Annotated in this window: 18 protein-coding genes; 13 read left to right on the top strand and 5 right to left on the bottom strand. The window is 37.6% G+C overall.

Going from position 1 to position 18,508, the window contains the following annotated elements:
• Positions 1-38 precede the first annotated feature (38 nt).
• The gene (locus KW850_RS01875) at positions 39-887 is read right to left on the bottom strand and encodes an alpha/beta fold hydrolase (RefSeq protein ID WP_218345871.1); all 849 of its coding nucleotides are present in this window, start codon (positions 885-887) and stop codon (positions 39-41) included.
• Between the two features lie 268 nt (positions 888-1,155).
• On the opposite strand from KW850_RS01875, the gene KW850_RS01870 reads away from it, so the two are divergent.
• The 3 genes from KW850_RS01870 (at position 1,156) to KW850_RS01860 (ending at position 3,283) form a co-directional block, all read left to right on the top strand.
• The gene (locus KW850_RS01870) at positions 1,156-2,064 is read left to right on the top strand and encodes an ABC transporter ATP-binding protein (protein WP_218345870.1); all 909 of its coding nucleotides are present in this window, start codon (positions 1,156-1,158) and stop codon (positions 2,062-2,064) included.
• Positions 2,057-2,899 (top strand): ABC transporter permease subunit, encoded by an 843-nt coding sequence (locus KW850_RS01865; protein WP_218345869.1) that lies wholly within the window; start codon positions 2,057-2,059, stop codon positions 2,897-2,899. Before KW850_RS01870 ends, KW850_RS01865 begins: the two co-directional genes overlap by 8 nt.
• 189 nt (positions 2,900-3,088) lie before the next feature.
• Positions 3,089-3,283: an IDEAL domain-containing protein gene (locus tag KW850_RS01860; protein WP_218345868.1), complete on the top strand. Its 195-nt coding sequence runs from the start codon at positions 3,089-3,091 to the stop codon at positions 3,281-3,283.
• 198 nt (positions 3,284-3,481) lie between these two features.
• Here KW850_RS01860 and KW850_RS01855 read toward each other — a convergent pair whose 3' ends face one another.
• From KW850_RS01855 to KW850_RS01840, 4 genes are all read right to left on the bottom strand, one after another.
• Positions 3,482-4,192, bottom strand: coding sequence for a PepSY domain-containing protein (locus tag KW850_RS01855; RefSeq protein ID WP_218345867.1), 711 nt, complete (start codon positions 4,190-4,192; stop codon positions 3,482-3,484).
• A 127-nt stretch (positions 4,193-4,319) separates the two neighbouring features.
• A complete protein-coding gene (locus KW850_RS01850) occupies positions 4,320-5,147 on the bottom strand; it encodes a PepSY domain-containing protein (protein ID WP_218345866.1) in 828 nt (275 codons plus the stop codon).
• 294 nt (positions 5,148-5,441) lie between these two features.
• Positions 5,442-6,803: a HAMP domain-containing sensor histidine kinase gene (locus KW850_RS01845; protein WP_218345865.1), complete on the bottom strand. Its 1,362-nt coding sequence runs from the start codon at positions 6,801-6,803 to the stop codon at positions 5,442-5,444.
• Positions 6,800-7,498, bottom strand: a complete 699-nt coding sequence (locus KW850_RS01840; protein WP_218345864.1) for a response regulator transcription factor — start codon at positions 7,496-7,498, stop codon at positions 6,800-6,802. The genes KW850_RS01845 and KW850_RS01840 overlap by 4 nt, the downstream gene beginning before the upstream one ends.
• Before the next feature lie 213 nt (positions 7,499-7,711).
• Between KW850_RS01840 and pabB the strand changes: the two genes are divergently transcribed.
• The 10 genes from pabB to KW850_RS01790 all read left to right on the top strand — a co-directional run bounded on the left by pabB (position 7,712) and on the right by KW850_RS01790 (position 18,463).
• Positions 7,712-9,112, top strand: coding sequence for an aminodeoxychorismate synthase, component I (gene pabB, locus KW850_RS01835; protein ID WP_218345863.1), 1,401 nt, complete (start codon positions 7,712-7,714; stop codon positions 9,110-9,112).
• Positions 9,109-9,702, top strand: coding sequence for an aminodeoxychorismate/anthranilate synthase component II (gene pabA, locus KW850_RS01830; RefSeq protein WP_218345862.1), 594 nt, complete (start codon positions 9,109-9,111; stop codon positions 9,700-9,702). The genes pabB and pabA overlap by 4 nt, the downstream gene beginning before the upstream one ends.
• A gap of 2 nt (positions 9,703-9,704) precedes the next feature.
• Positions 9,705-10,571, top strand: coding sequence for an aminodeoxychorismate lyase (gene pabC, locus KW850_RS01825; protein ID WP_218345937.1), 867 nt, complete (start codon positions 9,705-9,707; stop codon positions 10,569-10,571).
• A 2-nt stretch (positions 10,572-10,573) separates the two neighbouring features.
• A complete protein-coding gene (locus tag KW850_RS01820) occupies positions 10,574-11,344 on the top strand; it encodes a nucleotidyltransferase domain-containing protein (RefSeq protein WP_218345861.1) in 771 nt (256 codons plus the stop codon).
• 268 nt (positions 11,345-11,612) lie between these two features.
• Positions 11,613-13,268, top strand: a complete 1,656-nt coding sequence (locus tag KW850_RS01815) for a copper resistance CopC/CopD family protein (RefSeq protein ID WP_218345860.1) — start codon at positions 11,613-11,615, stop codon at positions 13,266-13,268.
• 19 nt (positions 13,269-13,287) lie between these two features.
• Entirely contained in the window at positions 13,288-13,953 is a 666-nt protein-coding gene (locus tag KW850_RS01810; protein WP_218345859.1) for a YcnI family copper-binding membrane protein, read from the top strand.
• Between the two features lie 201 nt (positions 13,954-14,154).
• Positions 14,155-15,342, top strand: coding sequence for an MFS transporter (locus KW850_RS01805; protein WP_218345858.1), 1,188 nt, complete (start codon positions 14,155-14,157; stop codon positions 15,340-15,342).
• 131 nt (positions 15,343-15,473) lie between these two features.
• A complete protein-coding gene (locus KW850_RS01800) occupies positions 15,474-16,658 on the top strand; it encodes an LL-diaminopimelate aminotransferase (protein WP_218345857.1) in 1,185 nt (394 codons plus the stop codon).
• A 138-nt stretch (positions 16,659-16,796) separates the two neighbouring features.
• Entirely contained in the window at positions 16,797-17,255 is a 459-nt protein-coding gene (locus KW850_RS01795) for an SRPBCC family protein (protein ID WP_218345856.1), read from the top strand.
• 77 nt (positions 17,256-17,332) lie between these two features.
• Complete coding sequence (locus KW850_RS01790; RefSeq protein ID WP_218345855.1) at positions 17,333-18,463, top strand: cadherin-like beta sandwich domain-containing protein; 1,131 nt, start codon at positions 17,333-17,335, stop codon at positions 18,461-18,463.
• Positions 18,464-18,508: the final 45 nt, after the last annotated feature.

Genomic DNA, 18,508 nt, shown 5'->3' with positions numbered 1-18,508 from the left:
TAAACCAGATCTGTTCATTTAAAAAAACAAAACGGCGGCTATGCTTCAGCTGCCGTTTTGTAATTATCAATAAACCCTTTGATATATTCAAATACTTCACTAGGACGTTCTTCAGGAAGGGCGTGTCCAGAATCTTTTAATACAATTAACTTAGAGTTGGCCAAATCCTTATTTAATTGCTCACCTATAGTAAGTGGCATCGATTTATCATGATCCCCCCATAGTAATAAGCAAGGCGTTTTTATTTGGTTAAGGATCTCAACAGGCAAATCTCCTTCACGATCACGAATCATCCTTGTAAGTGCAACGAAAATTTCATCCGATAAAAATGGTTGTAGGTACCCATTAATCATTTCATCATTAATGATGGTGTGATTATACAGTGCGTCCTGAAGATTCTTCTTTACTCCAGTCCGTGCAAACCAATATTTCACAAAAAGATGGAAATAGGGTAGGTAACTTGTGATGATTAAGGGCATTTTAGATCGTTTGAGATAAGCAGAGCTGCAGAGAAGAATAGCTTTGTCCGCAAGCTCTGGCATCATATGCAAGATATTCAAAACAATTTGTCCACCCATGGAATGACCAATGAAAGTCATCTTTTTTAATCCTAAACTTTCTGTAAGTTTAATTACTGTTTGGGCTAAATTCTTGTAGGAATATTCATAACGATTACATTTAGCACTTTTTCCAAATGGGGGGAGATCAATAGATAAAACCTGGTACTCTTTTTTCAATAATGAAATTAGATGCCGAAAGGTGAAGGTGGAAGAAAGAAAGCCATGTAATAAAACAAACGTTTTTTCAGATGTTTGATTGGGATAAAACTCATAATAAACATTAATGTTATTGACTGGTTGATGACCTGCTAAGACAGTTTGTTCCATCAATATCTCTCACCTGCTCCATTAATAAAATAGATGAGTATAATGTTCCCTAAAAGTCAGCACATACACAAAAAATCTTGCCAAAAATCAAGAACATAATTTGGAGCTATAAAAAAATTTTCTAAAATACTAGTACATACAGCCCTTCTAAAATCTGATAAAATTTAATAAAACTGGTTAATTTTGGTGAGGTGTCCATCCGTCGTGGACAAATAGAGAAAGTATCTTTTTGCGGTGCCTGACACCAAAAAATTAGGGGGAATTAAGATTGACAATTATTGAAGCATTTCATGTGGAAAAGGCATTTAATGGACGTGCTATTTTAAAGGATGTTTCTTTTACGATTAATGAAGGGAGTATTATTGGTCTGCTTGGACCAAATGGGGCTGGGAAGACAACGATGATTCGTTTGTTAAATGGGGTAATTAATGCGACGAGCGGAAAGATGCTGGTATTGGAATATGACCCGCAAACACAAGGTGATGAAATCAGAAAGCAGGCTGGAATTGTCACGGAGAGTGCTGCTTTGTATCATGACATGAGTGCTTGGGACAATCTAGTCTTTTTTTCTAAGATTTATAACGCATATGACCCGAAACGAATTACTCATCTTCTGGAGCAATTTGAAATGATTGAGAAAAAGGATCAATTGGTTGGTACGTTTTCGACTGGGATGAAAAAAAGAATTACCCTGGCCAAGGCTTTGCTCCATAAACCTAAACTTTTGTTTCTTGATGAGCCGACAAACGGTTTAGATCCTGAGGGGATTAACGATGTGATGCATTACTTGAAAAAAATAAATAAGGATGAAAAAGTCACGATTATTATCTGTTCACATGTCTTGCATCAGCTGGAGACAATATGTGATTCCTTCCTATTTATTAAGGGTGGACAAATCATCGAAAAGGGAACAAGAAGTGAACTAGAGGAAAAATATTTAACAGAGGTTACCTTATTGGTTGAAACCGGATTAATGCCAAACGACCCAAAGACATACATGGGTTTTACTTACCTTAGAAAAGCTCTGCACATGATCGAATTCACCCTTCCATCAAAAAATGAAATTCCATTTTTACTGAAGGGAATTTTGAGTGAATCATGGCTTCACTCGTGTGAAATTACGAACCGAAGTCTAGAGTCGTTATATTTTAAGATAAGAGGTGAAAAGAATGAATAAGAACATTATTGTTTTCATCGCTCAAAAAGATATAAAGACCACTTTTTCGTCCAAAAAGGTATGGGTTCCAATGATCATCCTTCCATTATTGCTTTGTATTCTCTTACCGGCAATATTTGCATACGTTGGTCTAAATACAGAATTACTCGGGCAATCCTCAAAGGATTTAGAAAAACCAATCAATGCGATAATTAAAAACTTTCCAGATGAGGAGTTAAGAAATACTCTTGCTGCCTTACCGACAATGGGGTACAAGTCTGCTTATTACTTCTTAAATTTTATGATGATCCCGTTTTTCTTAATGACCGCTATCATCAATAGTTTTGTCACTTCTTCCAATAGTTTTGCGGGCGAGAAGGAAAGAAATACTTTAGAAACATTATTGTTCGCTCCGATTTCTATAACTGAATTATTTTTAGGCAAGGTGATTGCTTCCTTTGTTCCTACGATCATCATTACTTTTGTGGCATTTATACTTAACGCTGTTATTGTCAACCTAATTTCTTTTCGAGTTTTTAATGAAATTCTATATTTAGATTCAACCTGGTTACTTTTAATGTTTTGGGTTATCCCTGCATTAGTGATCTTTAGTATCGTATTGATTGTATTAGTTTCCGCCAGAGTAAAATCGTTTCAAGAAGCTCAGCAATTTGGCGGTATTATGGTTTTACCGGTAGTCGGTCTAATTATCAGTCAAGTTAGTGGCTTCTTCTTCCTAAGCTCACTAACCTTATTCTTAATTGGGGTAGGTTTACTCATTGCCAATGGCATCTTACTTAAACTCATCACCAAATTCAACCAGCGAAACACCTTATTTGAAAGTCAAATCCACTAAAAACCACTTTGTCCGCAGTAGGCGGACAAGTGTCTTTTTGTGGTGCCTGACACCACCAAGACACTGCAAAAACCCCTCAATTTACTATTTTGAAGTTTTTGTGAAATTTTTTTTCTTTTTTTAAATAAAGTGTTTGAATTTTTAGAAAACTCGCTGTATAATTAGAAAAAACGTAAGGAGTTGATTTCCATGGAAAAGAAATTACTTAATTCACCACAACATTCGGATGAGAATACAGATGCTGATGTTGCAGAAATGTTTCTAAATCATGCCCTGCTAGAGTTTAGAAGGGAGAAAATCCGCAAGGAAATCGACCACACATTACAATATGGGAATAAGGAATTATTCCTAAAATTAACAGAAGAGCTAAAAAAGATTTCTTAATTCATTTACTAACGAGATCCGATTATTTTTTAAAAGAAGCCTATCCAAAATTGGATGGGCTTCTTTCTGTTTTCATGAATGTTACGAAAAAGAGTTTGGATTTTTTGCAGAAAGAAAAATAACCACGAAGCCAATAATATTGGATGGGCTTCGTGGTCGTAATTAAGTAGCTTTTGATCCATATTTCTTTGATCTCTTTTAGTTTGTATCGTCGTCAGCTTTGTTATCATCATCGCCGCTGTGTCTGTTTTGATGAGCGCCGTCGTCAGCTTTGTTATCATCATTACCGCTGTGTCTGTTTTGATGAGCGCCGTCGTCAGCTTTGTTATCATCATCGCCGCTGTGTCTGTTTTGATGAGCGCTGTCATCAGCTTTGTTATCATCATCGCCGCTGTGTCTGTTTTGATGAGCGCCGTCATCAGCTTTGTTATCATCATCGCCGCTGTGTCTGTTTTGGTGAGCGCCGTCATCGGACTTCGTATCATCATTGCGATTTGTATCTTTGTCATCATCGTGCTCAACTCTGACTACTTTTCCCGTTTCAGCATCGATTCTCACCTCAGCTTCACCAGTGTTCGTGTTCAGCTCGATTTTATATTCCATTCTACCGTGTTCTAATTCTTGCTCGATCTCAATCACTGTTCCGTTTACTTCACCAACTGCGATCTCTATTGCCTTCTCCTCAGTAATAAAATTAGGATTAGATACTTGTGTACTAATATTATCATCAGTTTCCACTTGAATATTTGTTTGTCCTTGTTCCTTATTAGTAGCATTTGTACTTATTTTTTTATCTTCCTGGTGGATAGAATCCTCAGCACGAGTATCATTTTTTGAAGCTCCCACTGCAACGGCACCGCCCAAGATGAGTAACCCAGATAAAGCACCGACAAAAAGTTTATTTTTCATTATTAATTCCTCCTTTGTTTTTGCTTCCTACACTTACATAATATCCAGTGAAGATTAAAGCAAAAGGGGGAAAAAGATTAGAATCTAATGAGAATGATTGTGAGAGAAGTGCGTTCTCAGATTCCCCTTAATCATCATCTTCTTTTTTGTCATCCTTGCTTCGATTCTTAGAATTATCATCATTTTTATCATCATCTGTGCTGCGCTTCTTAGAATCATCATTTTTCTCACTATCATCATTACCATGATCATCCCAGCTAACAGACATCACATTGCCTGTTATAGCATGGATTTGCACAATTGCTTCTCGATTATCATTGGTTTTAATTTTAACAAGGTAGTATGTTGCTTTCCCGTTTGATTCCAACCAGATATGATCCACAGAACCACTAACTTGCTTCTGTGCAATCTTCTTAGCCTCTGCCTCTGTCAGTTTCTTAGAAGACTCCTTGATAGTCGTTGAGTTTGATGAAAGGATTTTACCAGTACTTGCATCTACTGTGAGCGAAGTTTGTTTATTCCCTTTTTTCACCTCAGCCTTGTAAATCGTCTGATCACCGTTTACTATTTTTTCAAGAGAAGTAAGGGTTCCATCTGCTGCACTTAAAATGATTTTTATTATTTCTTCCTCTGAGAGTGTTGGGACAGGCGGCGGATTAAGAGGAGGAGACTTGGTCCCGGTTTGGGTAAACGATAAAACTTTTCCACTTACGGCATCAAGCTTAATACGATAAAAATGATCCTGTTTCTCAAACTCGATATGATATTGACCGTCGGCTAGCTTTATTTGGTTAATTTTCCCTTGATAACGTTCGCGAACAAGATTTTGCGCTTCCTGTTTGGATAAAATATCAGCCGAAGCATTACTAATACCAAACTTCTGCCAATTAATATAAAAAACAGTTATCAAGAAAAGAAAGCTTATTAAAAGCCAAAGCCATGTCTTTTTCTTCATTTTTTCACCTCACCACACTAAACTAATTATATTTTCTAATATGAAAATTAGAAAATGATGAGAAAAGGATTAATTTTTATTAGTTTTTGGCTGTGTTAAAGTTGCCTGTTGATTTGCACTCCATGCGCGTGCGGTTCGCGGGCGTTGAGAGGAGTCTCCTCGGTGCTTATGCGCCTGTGGGGTCTCTTCTGCCCCGTATTCCCGCAGGACACCGCACGAAGGAAATGCGATTGCAATTTCGAGGATCTCGCGCCCTCCGCTCCAATCAATATAGTAAAAATTCACCAATGACCTTTAATAAAGCTTAGTTTTAAAAAAAAGAGTTGACGTGGTTCCAACTCCCTCTTCACTTTCAAGTGTCATTTTGATATCAATGGCATCTGCAATTTCCTTTGCTAATGATAAGCCTAGCCCTGAACCGCCTTTTTTTCTATTTCTAGCTTTATCAACACGATAAAAACGATCAAACACCTTCGACAGCTCATCATGATGAATGCCAATTCCTGTATCAACTACACTAATAAAAGCCTCACCATGTACCACACCTAAGATAACTGAAATGGTTTCATCACTATACTTTCGGGCATTATCAAGAAATATAAACAACAGTTGCTTTAGTTTTTTTTCATCTGTGCTGACTGATATTTCAGTCCAGTTATCCTGCTGAAATTGAATTTCTCTATTATATGCACTTTGAAAGGATTTTACAGTTTGCTGGACAAAAGCTCTGAGTTTAAGTGGGGCCTTTACGACATTCCACTGTTCATGATGCTTTGCAAGCATTAACAGTTGTTCTGTCATGTCTTTCATGCGAACGGCCTCAGAATGAATGGCTTCGATTGATTCAGCAAAGAGCTCTGGTTCAGATAGGCCTCGTCTTTTTAAAAGGCTTGCATAGCTTTCAATAATGGTTAATGGGGTTTTAAATTCGTGGGATGCATTTGAAACAAACTGTTTTTGTTTCTCGTAATTCGTTTCAAGCAAATCAATCATGTGATTAAAGGTCTCGCCCATATGAAAAAGTTCGTCCTTAGATTTTCCTTCTAGAGCTATCCGCTTAAAGCGGCCGCTTTGTCTAATGTCTTTCATGGTTTTGATCATTGAGGTAACAGGTTTGGTAATCAATTTACTCAAAATGAGGCTGGACACAACCACTGGAATTAAGGTAAGAAGGGTTACTAAAATTAAGACAAGTCGCAGGACATTTAAGTTATCACTGGCCGACTTAATACTTTTTGTGATTTGAAGGTTGGCCACACTTCCATCTAGTAAAATAATGGGCATTGATTCAAAGGTATAGACTCGTTTTTGATAAGAAATGAATTTACTTTCTTCCTTTTGAGAAAATTTTGTCGTTCGCCGGATTAAATTTTGCTCCGTCGGGCTTGTTACAGTGGAGGGTGCATTGTTATCAAATGTGACTAATTGAATCATTCCATTTATAGGTACATAAGAACGTAATAATTCGGCCTCTGGAATGGTGCCGAGTGATTTCCCGATGTCTTTTGCGTTTTTTTCCATTTCCTTTTTGGAGGTGTGTAGCTCACTATCTAGGATTAATTTACTGAAGGTGAAATACACCGTAATGTTCATAACAAGTAAGAGGGCGGCAAATAACACGACAGTATATAAATTTATTTTATTTCGCAGCTTCATTTTGCTTCCTTCAATACATACCCCACCCCACGAACGGTATGTATTAATGCAGATGTATTAGGCAGTTCCATTTTCTTTCTGATATAGCGAATATATACATCGACAACATTGGTATCGCCAAAAAAGTCATAGCCCCATACGGCACCTAAAATTTGGTCTCTATTTAACACTTGCCGCTTATGGGACATCAAAAAGACTAGTAAATCAAATTCTCTTGGGGTCAGATCAATGGCTACTTCCCCTCTGAAAACTTCCCGGGTTTTTGGATTGACTTTTAAGTCGGAGAAAGTCAAAAAATCCTCGTCCTTTGGGGATTGTTGTTCCACAGCTCTAACCCTTAAAGCAGCCCGAACCCGTGCTAATACTTCTTCAATTTGAAAGGGCTTGGTTATATAATCATTGGCCCCATAATCTAGTCCAGAAACCTTATCCTCTACTGAGCCTTTTGCAGTTAGCAAAAGAATGGGGGTATTTTTGTCATGTAGCCGAATCCGCCTGAGCAGTTCAATTCCGCTAATTCCTGGAAGCATGACATCAAGTAAGATTAAATCCCATTTACTATTCTTGTAGGCCTCAAATGCTTCAAGACCATCCATTACCTTCGTGACCACATATCCTTCGTATTCAAGCTCGATTTCAAGAAGCCGGGCAATCTTTTCTTCATCCTCAACCACTAGAATGGTTTCCTTTTTCATAAATGAACCCCCTTTAAAAAATCGATTATTTACTAATTTATTACCCTTTTCTACAGCTAGTTCATAAATCCTTTATTCATAATCGAAAAAATTAAATTTCCAGCAGTGTCTTCGGTTGAAAAATTTTAGGGTGTCAGGCACCACATTATGGAGTGGTGCCTGACACCCTTTTCAAGTATGATGAAAAAAGAGAAAAGTTAAGGAGTGAATTAGTTGAAGCAGCTTCATTTATACAGTAAGAAAATTCCTTTTACTTATTCAAGGTTTTTCAGTCAATTTCGTGCATTAGCGGAAAATAGTACTCATCATGTACTACTGGAAAGCGGTCGTGGGGGGCGTTACAGCATTGCTGCCTTTCAGCCTGAGACGATTATCAAAGGAAAGAACAATATAATAGAATTTCAAAACAAAAACGGTACTGAGCGACAAGAAGGTAATCCACTGCATCTATTGCAGGAATATATGAGTCAATATCATGTTGATAAAATAGAAGGTCTTCCTAGTTTCCTAGGCGGTGCAATTGGATACATAAGCTATGATTATGCTCGATATATTGAAGCACTTCCAGATTTAGCATTGGATGATTTAGAAATGCCGGAAATCTATTTTTTAATTATGAAAGAATCGTTCGTCTATGACCACAAAGAAGAGGTTTTATGGCTTTTGTTCTTAGCTGAAAATGATCAAGGGATAGAGGAGAAGCTTTCCGTTTGGGAAGAAAGATGGCTTCAACACATCCCTTCGATAAAAGCCAATAAGACTAGAGAAATAAACCCAAATGAGCTAGAAGTTTCAATGACTGAAAAGGAATTTATTCAGGCTGTTAACAAGATTCAACAATATATTGGACAAGGCGATGTGTTTCAGGTTAACCTTGCCGTCCGCCAATCAAAACCAATTGAAATAGATGCATTAGAAGTGTATGAACAATTAAGGTCCTTAAATCCTTCACCATATATGGGTTACCTACATACAGCAGATTTTCAACTCGTAAGTGGGTCTCCTGAACTTCTCGTGAAAAAAGACGGCCTAGAAGTAAGTACACGTCCAATCGCAGGTACTCGCTCAAGAGGTAAGGACCACGAAGAAGATATCGCACTTGCCAATGAATTAATCGAGAATGAAAAGGAGCGCGCCGAACATGTTATGCTGGTGGATTTAGAACGAAATGACCTTGGACGGGTATGTAAGTATGGAACGGTTGAAGTCAATGAATTTATGGTCATTGAAAAATATTCTCATGTCATGCACATTGTCTCTAATGTTAGAGGAGAACTGGCCGATGATAAATCAAGTTTTGATATCATTGACGCTGTTTTTCCAGGCGGAACGATAACAGGTGCCCCTAAAGTTCGAACAATGGAAATAATAGAGGAACTTGAGCCTGTCCAACGTGGAGTGTACACCGGTTCTCTAGGATGGATTGATTTTAGCGGTGATTTAGAATTAAACATTATCATCCGAACCATGCTTGTGAAAGATGGGATGGCCCATGTGCAGGCAGGTGCAGGTATCGTTATTGATTCTAATCCAAAGCATGAGTATAAAGAATCAATGAAAAAAGCAGCTGCACTATGGAAAGCAAAAGAAATGGCAGAGGAGCATGTGCAATGATCTTTATGATAGATAACTACGATTCTTTTACCTTTAACTTAGTGCAATACTTAGGTGAACTTGGAGAAGAATTAATGGTCAAGCGCAATAATCAGACGTCGATTGCTGAGATTTCAGCGTTGCAGCCTGAATTCTTAATGGTGTCTCCAGGACCATGTAGTCCAAATGAAGCAGGAATCAGCTTGGATGCGATTAGAGCATTTGCAGGGAAAGTCCCGATATTTGGTGTCTGCCTTGGTCAGCAAGCAATTGCCCAGGCTTTTAATGGCGAGGTTATTCGAGCAGAAAGGCTCATGCACGGGAAAACCTCTGATATGTATCATGACGGGAAGACCATTTTTCAAGGATTGCCAAACCCGTTTCCTGCTACAAGATACCATTCATTAATAGTCAAACGAGAGACATTGCCGGAATGCTTTGAGATTTCCGCCTGGACAAAAGAAGGTGAAATTATGGCCATTCGTCATAAGGATTTACCAATTGAAGGAGTACAGTTTCACCCAGAATCTATATTGACTACTTCGGGAAAAGAGCTTTTGCGCAACTTCGTCCAATACTATAAAAATCCTGTCATTCAAAAGGGTCATTAATGATGTTTATCAATGTAAATGGACAATTTTTATCAAAAGAAGAGGCGAAGATTTCTCCGTTTGATCATGGTTTTTTATATGGACTGGGGTTATTTGAAACATTCCGAGTGTATGACGGGCATGCATTCTTACTAGATGACCATTTAGATCGTCTGAATCAAGGGTTAGAGGCGTTAAATATCCAATATCGTTTTTGGCGGGAAGAAACCAATAATATTCTTCAAGAATTATTGAAATTAAACAGGTTGACCAATGCTTATCTACGGTTAAATGTCTCGGCAGGCATAGGGGAAATTGGGTTGCAAGTGGAGCCATATACTGAACCAACCATTCTTTTTTTACCTAAACCATTGCCTCAGGCTGGGGAATTAACTGAAAAAAAGGCAGTATTATTGGAGATAAGGCGAAACAGTCCCGAAGGAAGTGAACGTCTTAAGTCACATCATTATCTGAATAATATCCTGGCAAAAAGAGAAATCGGAAATGCTGCTAATATAGAAGGGATTTTTCTAAATGAGGAAGGATATTTAGCAGAAGGGATTGTTTCAAATATCTTTTGGGTAAAAGGAAGTGTCTTGTATACTCCTTCTGTCCATACTGGGATATTAAATGGCATTACACGTCAATTTATCATCGAATTGGCAAATAAAAATCATCTGAGAGTAGAAGAGGGGCTCTATACAATCGATCATGCCCTTGATGCCGATGAGATGTTTGTTACCAATTCAATACAAGAAATCGTACCTATTACTATCTTTGAGGGTAAACTACTGCCTGGTAAGCGTGGACAAGTAGCTCAACACTTACATCGTGAATATCGCTACAATTGTACACGGCTTTGGTCAAGGCAGGGTTTAAGGAGTGAATAACCTTGAAAGAAAAAATTCTAACTGAACTCAAAAAAATTGAAGAACAATATGAGGTAAAAATATGTCTTGCAGTTGAGTCTGGCAGCAGAGCATGGGGTTTTCCTTCCAAAGACAGTGATTATGATGTCCGGTTTATTTATGTCCATAAAAAGGATTGGTATTTGAGCATTGACCAAAAACGAGAGGTGATTGAAATTCCCATTAATGATCTCTTAGATATAAATGGCTGGGAATTACGAAAAGCTCTTAGGTTATTTCGCAAATCCAATCCACCGCTGATGGAGTGGCTCCATTCGGGAATTGTTTATTATCAAGCCTTTTCCTTAGTAGATAAAATGAAAGCAATACAAAATGAAGTGTTTTTGCCACAATCCGCACTTTTTCATTACTTAAATATGGCAAAAGGAAATTTTCGCGATTACCTTCGCGGTGATCATGTGAAAATTAAAAAGTACTTTTACGTCCTCAGGCCAGTATTAGCTTGTCTATGGATAGAAAGATACAATACCGTCCCGCCGATTGAATTTCAAACACTAGTAGAGGAACTTCTTGAGGAGGGGCCGCTAAAGGAAGAAATCCTTACCTTGTTAGAGAGGAAGATAAGTGGTGATGAGCTAAACCTTGAGCCAAAGGTTACTGCCATCAATGATTATTTAGAAACAGAAATCAATCGGCTTGAAGAATACACGAAAGCTCTTAAAGTCTCCAGAGAGGATATGACCTCTATTTTGGATGATGTATTCCGTGATGTCCTTGACGAGGTTGGGTACTGACAACAAAAGAATAAATTGAATTACTTGGTGAGCCACTAGATAATAGTGGCTTATTGTTTTAAAAAATTATTAGCAGAAATGATAAATTTGAGTGATAATTTTCACCAACTAATGTGAAAGTTCAACATTTATTCACAAGTTTGTCCGATAAGATATTGTTATCGTTTTTATTTACCATTATTATAGTATCGACAGTGGAAACGTAATTGCGACTTAATGGTAATGGAGGAACTGCCTTAACGTTTCTAAGTGATAAGGGGAGTGGAAGATGCAAACAAAAAAGAAAGTCAGTACATTACTAGTGATCCTATCCCTGTTTCTATTTCTATTTCTATTTCCGTCCATTTCTTCGGCGCACGCTTATATTAAAAAATCTACTCCATTAGAAAATGAAACAGTAAAAAAGACGCCTGCCGAAGTAATGATAAGATTTGATGAATCCATACAGCCAGCTTTTAACTCGATCAAGGTGTTTGATTCAAATGGAAAACGAGTGGATCAAAACAATGGGCGGATTGATCCAAAACAGCCATCGATCCTAAAGAGCGGATTACAAAAGAACCTTCCAAATGGATCCTACCGAATAAAATGGAAGGTAGTTTCAAGTGATGGGCATCCTGTTGAAGGTGTTATTCCTTTTCAAATTGGTGATGAAGGTGTAGGTTCAACTTCTTTACATAAGGAAACAAGTGGATACATTCCCAAAGCAGACTTGATTGTCATTCGTTGGCTTCAATATATTAGTAATGCATGCTATGTTGGGCTGCTCTTTTTTTATATGGTAGTTATGCCAAAACGGATAAGGGAATTTGCCTCTATCGACAAAAAGTTAGTCAAACTGGTAAGCGCAAGTTTAATACTGTTATTCTTTAGTATCCTGTTAAGTCTGCCATTACAAGCCACGATTGAATCTGGATTCTCGTGGAGTGAAGTGTTTAGCTTTCAATTATTTGAAAATATCTTAACCAACACGAGTTTTGGTCGTACTTGGCTCATGCAAATTGCTATCCTATTAACGCTTGCACTACTTACCTTATTCATGGTTAGGTCAGAAAGAATGAAGCGAATCATTTGGTGGGCTTGCTTTTTACTAGGAAGCAGTTTGTTGTTGACAAAGGCATTGACTAGTCATGCTGCATCACAAACAAATAACCTGATGTCGATTGCAATGGATTTTCTCCATTTATTTGCGGGATCGATATGGATAGGCAGTTTAATTGGTTTTGTCGGATTACTTTCAATACGGAATAACTCGGAAAACAACCAAGATTATTTAACAATGATAAAAAGTTTCTCGAAATGGGGATGCATTCTCGTCCTGCTGTTAACCTTTACAGGAATATATGGCAGTCTTTTATATATTCCAAACCTTTCAGCGCTTGTCCAAACGAACTATGGACAGGTATTAATTTATAAAATTTGCTTGTTTGTGCTGATGATACTGCTTGCAGCTGTGAATTTTTTGAAAGGAAAGAAGGGAACCGCTAAGGGACTTGGGGCAACCTTAAAGGGTGAACTATTGATTGGTCTGATGATCTTAATTCTTTCTGTTGTGTTAACCAATCTACCAACAGCTATCCAATCGCCGGGACCATTTAAAGAAACCAAAATAGTGAATCAAGGTGTGCAAGTTACACTAAGAGCAACTCCCAATATCATTGGAGTGAATTTATTTGAAGTCACGCTAAAAGATAAATCAGGTAAGCCTATCAAAGATATTGAACAATTACATTTAACTTTCGCCATGCTTGAAATGGACATGGGAAAAGAAACGGTTAGTTTAACAAAAACAGCTGATGGCAAGTACACAGTGAAGGGTTTGCATTTCAGCATGGCTGGCAACTGGAACGTACATGTACATGCACTAACAAAAGCATTAGAAAGTATCGATTCTGACTTCAATGTTTTAGTAGGAAGTCAATAACAAATGAGGAGAGTTACCAATGAAAAAAGTGATTAGCAGGATTTCAAAAATATTTATTCCAGCAGTAATCAGCTTATTTTTCTTTGCAAGCATGGCAAGTGCCCATGTTACAGTAATGCCAAAAACATCTTCAACGGGTGCATGGGAAACCTATACCTTAAAGGTGCCAGTTGAAAAAGATGTAGCTACCACGAAAGTAACGGTTAAAGCACCAGCAGGTGTAGAAATTATGTCCTACCAGCCTGTTCCGGGCTGGACGTATTCATCTGAAAAGGATGAGAGTGGTAAAGTAAAAACATTCACCTTTGAAGCAACCGGGGAAGGGATCCAAAGCGGACAATTTCAACAATTTGTATTTGTGGCAAAAAACCCGAAAAAGGCAGCAAAAGTTGCATGGGATGCCTTTCAATATTATAAGGATGGCAGTATTGTCGAGTGGACCGGGGCGGAAGGGTCAGACTCTCCGCATTCTATTACCGATATTGTAACAGCTACCACTACTGATCACCATGGCAGCGAAAAGGCAGAACATAATGATAAGACTCAGACAAAAAATACTGAAAAAACACAATCAGAAATGACAGAAAAGAAAGCAGAAACATCCAATTCTTTATCACTAGTTTTATCGGGATTAGCTGCGTTGCTTTCATTTGCTGCACTCATCATCGCGATTCGAAAAAAATAACCTAAAATAGAAGATGCCCTGTGCATCTTCTATTTTTTTGTCTGTGTTAAAGGTTATTGTTGATACTTTAGCCTGGAGCGAAAATCACCAGGCAAATATTATTTTATAAGCTATTCTTATCATAAACCATTAAGATTTTGACATTTTCGTAGATACACAACGGATATAAAATAAGGAGGGCAGGCAAAAGGAGGGGTTTCTATGAAGAGAAATAATAAATTGCCATATTTATTCGGCTCAATGATTAGTAATTTTGGGGATGGGATTCAGCAAATCACGATCATGTGGTACATTTACCATTTGACAGGGGAAGCACTCTCCATTGGTTTTATGATTGCGATTTATTATCTGCCAAGTATTTTGTTAACACCATTTATTTCAGTGTATGTTGACCACCACGATTCGAAATCTATTGTTTTAACGACAGATTTCTTACGTTTCATTATCGTACTAACCATGTCAATGCTGATCTTTCTTGAGATTGAATCTCCGCTGATTGTTTATTTTCTACAATTCTTATTAGCTGTTTGTTATACAGTCTATAAACCAGCAGAACAATCCTTTATTAAGGAATCCTTCACTGACCAAGACATACCGTTTGTCATTTCTAAATCATCCTCACTAAATGAAGGGGCACTTATTGTAGGTTCAGCCATATCCGGTGTTTTCTTAATCCAGTTTTCAATAGCGTTGAGTTTTTTAATTAATTCGTTAACCTTTTTTCTAGCCGCTGCTCTATATTATGTTGTTAAGCCATGTAATCGTAAACAGGTTAAACAGATCCAGATAAAATATGTTTTAGAACTCCGATTAGGTTGGGAATTTATTAAAAATAGGAGCGGACTGAAATATCTGTTATTCTTATCGATCTTAAACAGCATTAGTATTCAAATGACAACAACGATTATGGTACCACTCGCTAAACAGTTTAAAGGCGGAAGCGGCCTTTATTCCTTGTTTGATATTTCGTTCGCAGTAGGAGGGATTCTTGCTGGAGTGATGGTCACCTTCTTTTTGAAAAGATATAAACAAAAAACAATCATTATGACAATGACTGGAATGTGTGTAGCATCGATTTTCTTATATGTAAACCAATTTGAAACGACTGCCGTCCTGTTAATTTTCATGCTTGGATTGTTTACGATGTCCCACCTAATTATTACTCAAACACTCATACAACTTAATACAACAAAAGAATATATAGGTCGAGTAGTTGGCCTTCGAACAATTCTAGCATCTATTGTTAAGATCACTTCTGCTCTAACAACAGGTATTCTCATATCTAAAGTGGGGGTATTTAATATATTCCTATTATTTGCCGTCATCATTCTTGCCAGCTTTTGTACCTTAACACATTTAAAAAAGGTCAATGTACCGACATTAACTTAAGAATGTTACAGCGTTAAGCGATTTTAGATTATCAATGGATAAAAGGGATATAGAATTGAATTCATGAGACTGATATAATTTATCATATGTTTTGAATAGTTGAAATTTTTCTTAGGATTGAGGGGATAAATATGAATCTCGTTGCTTCAGAAAAAGTAAAAAAAATGTCGGCAAGTATATTCCAAGAGGTAGCTAATCGCAAACATGAGGCCATTAAAGCGGGGAAAGATGTTATTGATTTAAGTGTTGGAAGTCCAGATTTTCCACCGCCTCCATTTGTTGTAGAAACATTGATTGAGTATGCCAGTGACTTAAGTAAATATGGTTATACACTGACTGGGATACCTGAATTTAATGATGCAGTAAGTTATTTTTATAAGCAAAGATATACGGTTGACCTTAATCCAAGGTCCGAGGTATTGCAGTTGATGGGGTCACAAGATGGTCTAGCCCATTTGGCTACGGCACTCATTAATCCAGGTGACTATGTGTTGATACCAGATCCTGGGTACCCAATTTATGAGGCAAGCGTAAGCATCGCAGGTGGAGTTATCTATCCAATGCCGTTGTTAGCAGAAAACAAGTTTCAACCAATGCTGGATGAAATTCCGGTTGACATTTTAGAAAAAACGAAGTTGATGATTATCAGTTATCCTGGGAATCCGGTCACGGCTTTAGCGGATGAAGTTTTTTTTGAGAAGGTTGTGGACTTTGCAAAAAGTCATGATATTTTGGTTGTTCATGATTTTGCGTATTCTGAGTTGATTTTCGATGGAAATCCACAAATTAGTTTCATGTCGGTCCCTGGTGCGAAGGAGGTCGGAATTGAATTTAATTCGCTTTCAAAAACCTTTAATATGGCAGGCTGCCGGATTGGTTATGTCGTTGGTAATGAACAAGCGATTAATATCTTAGCTTCATTTAAATCACATATTGATTATGGAGTCTTTTATCCGATTCAAAAAGCAGCAGTGAGGGCGTTAACTTCGGATTCCACCTTCCTTCAAACACAAGTTAAAGAATATGAGTACCGCTGCGATGTGTTGATTGCTGGACTTGAAAAAAGCGGTTGGCAAGTGGCAAAGTCTCCTGCAACCATGTTTGTCTGGGCAAGAATTCCTGCAGGCTGGAAATCCCGTGAGTTTGCCTTTGCATTGATTGACCAAGCTGGAGTTGCAGTCATTCCAGGTGACGCCTTTGGAGAGCTTGGTGAGGGATATGTTCGGATCGCCTTGGTTCAACCGCCAGAACGACTTTCCCAGGCGGCAGAACGAATTCATAAATTTTTAATAGAATACTCAGGAAAAATAATGTAAAGGTAAACACATTCTTGTCGGGATTTTTTTGGTAAACTGCTTCCTGACTCTTCTAGAAAAATAAAATACTACATATATTTTTTAAAAGGACCTTCTGCACATGAAGGTCTTTTACTTTGAAGGAGAAAGAGGGATAAAATGCTAAGTGATTTACAACATCTAGAGTTAGATATCCCGATTGAAGTGATTTGGGACTTTATTCGAGATGAAAATAATTGGGCACCACTTGTACCCGGATATATTCAACATGAAAAAATAAATGATCATCAAATCTCCTGGGAATTTAAGAGTGACCTCGGCGTTATGAAAAAAAGAGTAAGTTTATTGATTACTTTTAAAGAGTGGAATGAACCATCAAGAGTAACATTTGAATTAAAGCGTTCCAATGAAAAGTATTTAGGTGAAGGATATTTTGAGGCAAAAGCATTAAATAGAAATAAAACTCGTGTGACAGGCTTTCTTGAAATTAATGCATCCGGACCGATGGGCTCTATAGCCAATTCCCTTTTTAAAAAAGCCCTCCAAAAATCGGATGAAGAGGTAGCGTTAGTCATTTCTTCCAAGTTAGAAGAATTTCAGGCAAAAGTAAAAAATTAAGATAAACTTAAGCAAGCAATGATAAAGTTAGTCCAAATTCCACTATCCCCTTAAGGTAGTAGACAGGAGGATTAACGATGAAGCATCCAAACAAACCCTTAAATGTAATGCTTGTTTTTTCATTGGTATGGATGGGAGTTGGATCATACATACCAACTGCTTACGCTGAAACTAACACAGCGACAGTTCAAGAGAATCAAAATGAAAGTACTCTTTCAAGAGTAGAAATTGAAGGTGTTGAACTAGACCAGAAATTCGCCTCGAATTTATATGAATATTCAGCTAGTGTAGACAACGAAGTGGATACGGTTAAGTTGTTGGTAGAAAGCACCAATACAGATGAATCAATTACAATAAATGGGCAGACTGTCATAAGCGGGACAGCAGGGACTTATACGCTACAAACAGGTGAGAATAAATTTATTATTTCCGTAAATAATGGCAGCAACTCATCAACTACCTATACCCTGACAATATCGAGAGAGAAAAATGCAAACAATCTCTTACAAAATATTGAACTATCAAAAGGGGAATTGTCACCCAAATTTTCTTCGATTGTCACTGATTACAACGTCAACGTTCCAAATGAAGTTCCTACGATTAAGATCAAATCGATAGCAATGGAAAAAACATCAGCCATTAAGGTAAATGGGATCTTGGCTATGAAAGATGGGGTTGAAGTTAAGGTATCCGTTGGTAAGTCTGATATTAATATTACGGTAACAGCTGAAAACGGCGCCAACAAGACCTATACCATCCACGTTATGAAAGATAAGGCTGTAGAGGATAAAGCCACTATCCCAAAACCAAATCAGAACAATAAACCAGGTGCTTCACAGCCAAGTTCAAAACCCAATAGTCCAACAAAATCTGCTAAATCTGCACTGCCTGCATCACAATTGCAAAGTGCCGTGATGACCGAAAAAGCTAGTAAAGCATTACTTTCATCGCTGTCAGTTTCCGAAGGAACATGGGATAGCACTTTTACAAGTGATGAGTTTACCTACCATGTGACGGTGCCAAGCGATGGAGACGAAATCACCCTGAAACCGATTGCAAAATATAGCGGTTCTGATATTTTGATAGAAGGAGGCACTAGCAAAACAATAAAACTGGAAGCCGACAGGCAAACCATTATCTCAGTTGTTGTGTCATACAATGATGATGATCGAAAAACTTATGTGCTTGTTTTTGAAAAAAAATCTTAAAATGAACACTTTTTAAATGGACTAAAAACCTGCTTCTAGCAGGTT

This window comes from Bacillus sp. sid0103 (assembly GCF_019219025.1).
Note: the sequence above shows the minus strand (reverse complement) of the source record. Positions and strands in the feature narration are given on the sequence as shown.

Coding starts and splice junctions, on each gene's coding strand:
- KW850_RS01790 (WP_218345855.1), top strand. CDS start 17,333: ATGAAGCATCCAAACAAACCCTTAAATGTAATGCTTGTTTTTTCATTG.
- KW850_RS01810 (WP_218345859.1), top strand. CDS start 13,288: ATGAAAAAAGTGATTAGCAGGATTTCAAAAATATTTATTCCAGCAGTA.
- KW850_RS01875 (WP_218345871.1), bottom strand. CDS start 887: ATGGAACAAACTGTCTTAGCAGGTCATCAACCAGTCAATAACATTAAT.
- KW850_RS01800 (WP_218345857.1), top strand. CDS start 15,474: ATGAATCTCGTTGCTTCAGAAAAAGTAAAAAAAATGTCGGCAAGTATA.
- KW850_RS01795 (WP_218345856.1), top strand. CDS start 16,797: ATGCTAAGTGATTTACAACATCTAGAGTTAGATATCCCGATTGAAGTG.
- pabA (WP_218345862.1), top strand. CDS start 9,109: ATGATCTTTATGATAGATAACTACGATTCTTTTACCTTTAACTTAGTG.
- KW850_RS01865 (WP_218345869.1), top strand. CDS start 2,057: ATGAATAAGAACATTATTGTTTTCATCGCTCAAAAAGATATAAAGACC.
- KW850_RS01860 (WP_218345868.1), top strand. CDS start 3,089: ATGGAAAAGAAATTACTTAATTCACCACAACATTCGGATGAGAATACA.
- KW850_RS01845 (WP_218345865.1), bottom strand. CDS start 6,803: ATGAAGCTGCGAAATAAAATAAATTTATATACTGTCGTGTTATTTGCC.
- KW850_RS01850 (WP_218345866.1), bottom strand. CDS start 5,147: ATGAAGAAAAAGACATGGCTTTGGCTTTTAATAAGCTTTCTTTTCTTG.
- KW850_RS01815 (WP_218345860.1), top strand. CDS start 11,613: ATGCAAACAAAAAAGAAAGTCAGTACATTACTAGTGATCCTATCCCTG.
- KW850_RS01855 (WP_218345867.1), bottom strand. CDS start 4,192: ATGAAAAATAAACTTTTTGTCGGTGCTTTATCTGGGTTACTCATCTTG.
- KW850_RS01805 (WP_218345858.1), top strand. CDS start 14,155: ATGAAGAGAAATAATAAATTGCCATATTTATTCGGCTCAATGATTAGT.
- pabC (WP_218345937.1), top strand. CDS start 9,705: ATGTTTATCAATGTAAATGGACAATTTTTATCAAAAGAAGAGGCGAAG.
- KW850_RS01840 (WP_218345864.1), bottom strand. CDS start 7,498: ATGAAAAAGGAAACCATTCTAGTGGTTGAGGATGAAGAAAAGATTGCC.